Origin of the sequence: Brevibacterium sp. 2SA, assembly GCF_005502845.1 — a bacterium.
GTDB lineage: Bacteria > Actinomycetota > Actinomycetes > Actinomycetales > Brevibacteriaceae > Brevibacterium.
This window is the reverse complement of record NZ_SCMW01000094.1, coordinates 1-5,971: the sequence shown is the minus strand read 5'-3', so window position 1 is coordinate 5,971 and position 5,971 is coordinate 1. Positions and strand designations below refer to the sequence as shown.

The window sequence follows — 5,971 nt, the reverse complement described above, 5'->3', positions numbered from 1 at the left end:
ACTCGAGCCTCGGCTACCGCACGCCCGCCGAAGCGCGCGCCGACTACACCCTTCAGGCCGCGATCGCCGCCTGATCCACAAAGAGATCGTCTACGAAACTTGACACAGCCCACACCACCGGATAGGATTTTCACGGTGTGGAATTGATCAACGATTCGCTGTGCCGGCGGTGATCCTCCCCGTAGCGTGCATGGAGCCGCAGAGAGTCTGCGCTGCACACCTCAACGGTGAGGATCGAGAAGAGATCGAAATGAGTACACACCGGAGTCCTGATCAGTCTGCGTCAGCCTCTTCATCGCCAGGTGCCAAAGCCGTGCCGATCATGGCGATCTTCGTGTCATGGACACTGGTCGTCTCCGACGGATACGACCTCATCGTCTTCGGCACCGTCCAGTCCTCGCTCATCGAGAGCACAGGCTGGGGACTGACGAACGCATCGATCGGCACCCTCGGGTCGCTCGCGTTCGTCGGCATGATGCTCGGCGCCCTGTTCGGGGGCCGCCTCGGTGATCGATTCGGTCAGAAACGGACCGTCATCTTCTGCACCATCGTCTTCACCTGCCTCAACGCCCTCTGCGGTGCCGTCGACAGCCCCGTCCTCTTCGGGGTGCTCCGATTCCTCGCCGGCGTCGGCCTCGGCGGTCTGCTGCCGAGTTCGAACGCCCTGGTCGCCGGGCTCGTCGCACCGCGCTGGCGGGCCACCGTCGCGACGATCATGATGTCCGGCGTCCCCGTCGGCGGCATCCTCGCCGCACTCACCGGCCTCATCGTCATCCCCACCCTCGGCTGGCGGTGGATGTTCTTCCTCACCCTCGTCTCCCTCCTCATCATCCCCTTCGCTCTCAAGTACCTGCCCTCCCGCGGGCCCGAGGAAGCCAGCGCCCGCGCCGACCGGGCGAACCGGAGCTCCCTCTTCGCCGGGCCGTATGCGCTCATCTCTGCGCTCTTCGCCATCGCCGCTCTGGCCGTCCTCTTCGTCTGGTTCGGACTCGGCATCTGGCTGCCGCGGCTTCTCGAGACGCAGGGCTACGACCTCGGATCGGCGCTGACCTTCGCCCTCACCCTCAACATCGGCGCGGTCATCGGTTCGATCCTCACCGCCTGGGCGGGCACCCGGTACGGAGCTCTGGCTGCGGCGGCCGTCGCCACCGCACTGACCGGGCTTGCCATGGTCGCGATGATCTCCGACCAGCTGCCCATCGTCGTCACCTACCTGCTGCTCATCGTCGCCGGCATCGGCACGCACGGGTCGCTGTGTCTGATCATCGGCGCCATCAACAACACGTATCCCGCTGCGATCCGCGGGACGGCACTCGGCTGGGCACTCGGGATGGGCCGCCTCGGTGCGGTTCTCGCCCCGCAGGCCGGCGGGCTGCTCATCGGCACCGCGGCCGGTGTCGCCGCGGTCTATGGCGTCTTCGCCGGGGGAGCGATCTTCGCTGCGGTCGTCATGGGGGTGCTCATCCTCGTCATCCGGCGAGCGGCGCTCTCCGTGCCAGAAGACACCGCCGCTCTCGCCGGCGCGAGCAACGCCGCCGTGACCACTCCGAACACCGCCCACACGCCCTGATGCCACGCGCATCGGCCAGCAGCATCACATCACCGAACCACATGTCATTGCAGAGGAGCACTGAGACCACCATGAAGAAGATCGCCCTCGAAGAGCACTTCGGCGCCACCGACCCCAACATCGTCGAACAGTCCGCCGAACACTTCACCCCCGACGCCTGGCCGGAGAGGCGCGCCGCGCTGCTCGACATCCATGAGACGCGCCTGCAGAAGATGGACGAACTCGGCATCGAGAAGGTCATCCTCTCCCTCCTCGCTCCGGGCATCCAATCGCTTCACCAGCGCACCGAGGCTGTCGACTGGGCACGCCGGCTCAACGACTACGCGGCCGACCAGGTCGCGGTCAACCCCGAGCGCTTCGCCTCGTTCGCCGCCCTCCCTATGCAGGATCCCGACGCCGCGACAGAGGAGCTCACCCGCGCGGTCAGCGACCTCGGCCTCGTCGGGGCCCTCATCAACGGCTTCTCCCAGGTCGACGACGAGAACACGGTCGTCTACCTCGACGACCCGCGCTACGCGGACTTCTGGTCGACGGTCGCCGAGCTCGATGTCCCGATCTACCTCCACCCCCGCGACCCGCTCGTCTCGAAGAGCCCGCAGTACGACGGGCACCCCTGGCTCTACGGCTCCTCATGGGCGTTCTCCGTCGAGACCGGCACGCACGCCCTGCGGCTCATGGGCTCGGGCCTCTTCGACCGGCACCCGGGCATCAGCATCATCATCGGCCACCTCGGCGAGCTGCTGCCCTACAACATCTGGCGCACCGACCATCGTCTCGCCGTCGCCCCGCGCGGTCTCGACGTCGAGCACTCCTTCGGGCACTACTTGCGCAACAACTTCTACCTCACGACGAGCGGGAACTTCCGCACGCCGGCCCTCCTCAACGCGATCCAGGAGGTCGGCGCCGACCGGATCATGTTCTCGGCCGACTACCCGTTCGAGTCGATGGAGGAGGCCGCCGTGTGGTTCGACGACGTCGAACTCAACGACCGCGACAAGGCGAAGATCGCCGCCGGCAATGCGCAGCGTCTGTTCGGTTTCAGCTCTGGCGACCGCCCGGACGATCCCCAGGACGGGCAGAGCGCCGCTCGATCTCCGCAGCGCATCGGGCGATAGCCTCCCGGACCCGCGCCGATGAGAGCGTGGCCGCCCTGACCTCCGGGGCGGCCACACTCAGGGCCACCGGCGCGACACTGTCGCAACCGCGCAGGGCGAGCCCGATCGCGTCGACTCCGCGTTCGGTGAAGCCGGACACCTGGGCGAAGCCGTCGAAGCGGATCCGCTCCATCATCCGCATGAAATCCGCCGCTGTCGGAAAGAGGTCGCGGACGGGGGAGGACCGGTCGATCTGCTCGGTGAAGAACACCCGGACGAGCCATTCGTCGGGCAGCTGCGCGAGGAGCGCGAGTCCGCCCGCCGTCGTCGCGGCGGGAAGCACGGCGTTCTCCCGGCTGCCGACGTGCGGTTCGGTCGCCCCCGCGTAGGAGATGACGACCCGCACGCTGCTGCCGGTCCTCACCATGAGGTTGGCCGTCTCACCGGTCTCCTCGACCAGGCGCCGCAACGGCCGACGAGCCCGCTGCTGAAGGTCGAAGAGTTCGTCTGAGACGTTGAGCGGTGCCGTCACCGCCGTCCCGACCGTGTAGCGGCGGTCATCGAGCTGAGTGGCGAAATCACGATAGACGAGCATCTGGAGCACCCGGTGGCACGTCGACGGCGACAGCTCGGCCCGCGCGCTGATCTCCTGGAGGGGCAGGGGAGCGGAATCCCGCAGGATCCGGAGCACCAGGAGTGCGCGGTCGATCGACTGGATGAACGTGCTCGGCAGTGCCCGGAGGTCGAGGTTCTCCATGATCGTCATCCCGTCGCCGGCCCGCATCAGTGCACTACAACCCTATGCCGCCGCGGTGGCGAGACCAAGAGCCGATGACGTCTCGATTGAGAGGCCGGTGAGATGAATTCTCGCCGAGGCGGTCGCCCGTTTTGCGGTCGAGGTGACTCGTGGTCGGGGCGGGGTTGGGGGTGAACTCGGGAAGAATTCGTGACGATCTCAGGGACTTCGCCGAACCGCCCCGATGGCGTCGAACTCGCGGATCGAGGGCCGCCACCTGGGCGTTCTTGATCGGATTGTGACAAGTGAGTTTGTTGTCAATATCGTGATCTTCGGTAACGTGGGCAGGAGCGACCAACGGAAGGTACTGCGCATGCTCACGCGAATGCACGATGCCCTCAGGCTGCGGACGAACCCGGCCATCTTCTTCTCCTCGGCGGCGGTGATCATCCTCTTCGTCGTCGGAACGATCGTCTTCACCGACGCCCTCGACACCGGTGTCTCGGCTGCCTCGGACTGGCTGCTGACGAACTTCGGCTGGTTCTACATCGTCGGCGTCACGGTGTTCCTCGTCTTCCTCATCTACATTGCGGCCTCCCGCTACGGTCGGGTCAAACTCGGTCCCGACGACGAACCGCCCGAGCATTCCAACGGTGCCTGGTTCGCGATGCTCTTCGCCGCGGGAATCGGCTCCATCCTCATGTTCTGGGGTGTCGCGGAACCGGTCAGCCACCTCGGCGATCCACCACGGGCGAGCACCGGGATCGAACCGGGCACGGTCGAGGCCGCGGCCGACGCGATGAACTTCACGTACTACCATTTCACGCTCCACACGTGGACGATCTTCACGCTGCCGGCGCTGTGCTTCGCGTACTTCATCCACAAGCGCAACCTGCCGCCACGGGTGAGCTCGATCTTCCAGCCCATCCTCGGTGAGCGGATCCACGGGCCGATCGGGAAGACGATCGACGTCATCGCCATCATCGGCACCGTCTTCGGTGTCGCGGTGTCGATCGGGCTGGGCACGCTGCAGATCAACGGCGGGCTCGCCCAGGTCCTCGGGATCCCCGAGAACGCGCTGTGGCAGCTCATCATCATCGGCGTCGTCTGCGGGCTGGCGACGATCTCCGTCTCGCTCGGACTCGACAAGGGCATCAAGGTGCTCTCGAACATCAACATCGTCGTCGCGGTCCTGCTCCTCGTCTTCATCATCGTCTTCGGTCCGACCCTGTTCATGGCCCGCGGGATCTTCGAGTCGGTGGGCACCTACATCCAGCAGCTGCCCGAGCTCGCGCTGTGGAACGACACGTTCGCCGACACGGGCTGGCAGAAGACGTGGACCGTCTTCTACTGGGCATGGACGATCACGTGGTCGCCGTTCGTCGGGATCTTCATCGCCCGGATCTCCCGCGGTCGCACGATCCGCCAGTTCGTCATCGGCGTTCTCGCCATCCCCTCGGCGTTCTCGGTCCTGTGGTTCGGCGTCTTCGGCTACGCGTCCTTCGACATCGAGTTCAATCAAGGCGGCGGCCTCGTCGACCGCGTCGTCAACCAGGGCGACATTCCGGGCGCGCTGTTCGCGTTCCTCGAGCACTACCCGCTGGCGATTCCCGTGTCGATCGTCGCGATCCTCCTCGTCGTCATCTTCTTCGTCACCTCGGTCGACTCCGCGGCGCTCGTCGTCGACACGATGAACAACGGGCACGAGGACTTCAACCCGCTCCCGCAGAGGATCTTCTGGGCGCTCGCGATCGCCGTCGTCACGGCGACACTGCTCGTGTTCTCCGGATCGGGCGGGCTCGAGGCGCTCCAATCGACGATCATCCTCATCGGCCTGCCGTTCTTCGTCATCGCGTACTTCCAGATCTACGCCCTGATGAGAGCGCTGCGCGAGGACGCCGGCGCGTTGCCGCGGGTGCGCATGCGCCGCTGGAAGAAGGTCCTCCCACCCGAGGAGGTCGAACGCCGCGAGGACGACTCCGACGAGTTCAGCAGCGAATACGACGATTCGGTCGAGACCGTCATCGCCCCCGAGGCCGTCGAACCCGCCCCGGAGTTCCGCGACCCCTACGTCGACGAGCCGAAATCGAAGTCCAAGACCAAGCCCAAACGGCAGAGCACTTTGGCCAGCCGGACCGGCAGTCGGTCGCCGACGAACGTGGACTGACGGCGTTCGGTCGCGGGCCGGACTGACGGCGCTCGGTCGCGGGCCGGACTGACGGCGCTCGGTCGCGGGCCGCTCGGGCGTGGGCCGGATAGCCGGCGGCCGGCCGATGGGGTGCGCGGACGGGTTCGCCCGGCGCAAAGCCGTTCGGGCTCACCCCAGTTTCGGGGGCTCAGGTCCTGAAGTGAGCCCCCGAAACTGGGGTGAGCCCGAGTCCCCGGGCGCGGGGCGTCTGGGCCGTCCGCGCTACGCGAAGGGTCGTCCGAACCGGCGCAGTGCGAAAGCCCCGGCCGAACACCGCGAAAGCCCCGGCCGAACACCGCGAAGGGCCGGCCGCCCACCTCAAAAGGTGTGCGACCGGCCCTAGTGCGCGAGAAGCATTGTGCGCTGGGAGTCAGGGGTCCGTC

The 5,971-nt window shown here is 66.7% G+C and carries 4 protein-coding genes; 3 read left to right on the top strand and 1 reads right to left on the bottom strand.

The window, feature by feature from the left end:
- Positions 1 to 334 precede the first annotated feature (334 nt).
- A complete protein-coding gene (locus FFS20_RS17545) occupies positions 335 to 1,570 on the top strand; it encodes an MFS transporter (protein ID WP_349290540.1) in 1,236 nt (411 codons plus the stop codon).
- A gap of 71 nt (positions 1,571 to 1,641) precedes the next feature.
- Entirely contained in the window at positions 1,642 to 2,685 is a 1,044-nt protein-coding gene (locus FFS20_RS17540) for an amidohydrolase family protein (protein ID WP_249356929.1), read from the top strand.
- On the opposite strand, the gene FFS20_RS17535 is transcribed toward FFS20_RS17540, so the two are convergent.
- Positions 2,609 to 3,448, bottom strand: coding sequence for a helix-turn-helix domain-containing protein (locus FFS20_RS17535; RefSeq protein ID WP_137827061.1), 840 nt, complete (start codon positions 3,446 to 3,448; stop codon positions 2,609 to 2,611). The two genes, FFS20_RS17540 and FFS20_RS17535, sit on opposite strands and share 77 nt — an antisense overlap.
- Positions 3,449 to 3,773: 325 nt before the next feature.
- On the opposite strand from FFS20_RS17535, the gene FFS20_RS17530 reads away from it, so the two are divergent.
- A complete protein-coding gene (locus FFS20_RS17530) occupies positions 3,774 to 5,567 on the top strand; it encodes a BCCT family transporter (protein ID WP_137827060.1) in 1,794 nt (597 codons plus the stop codon).
- The last annotated feature ends 404 nt before the right edge of the window (positions 5,568 to 5,971 follow it).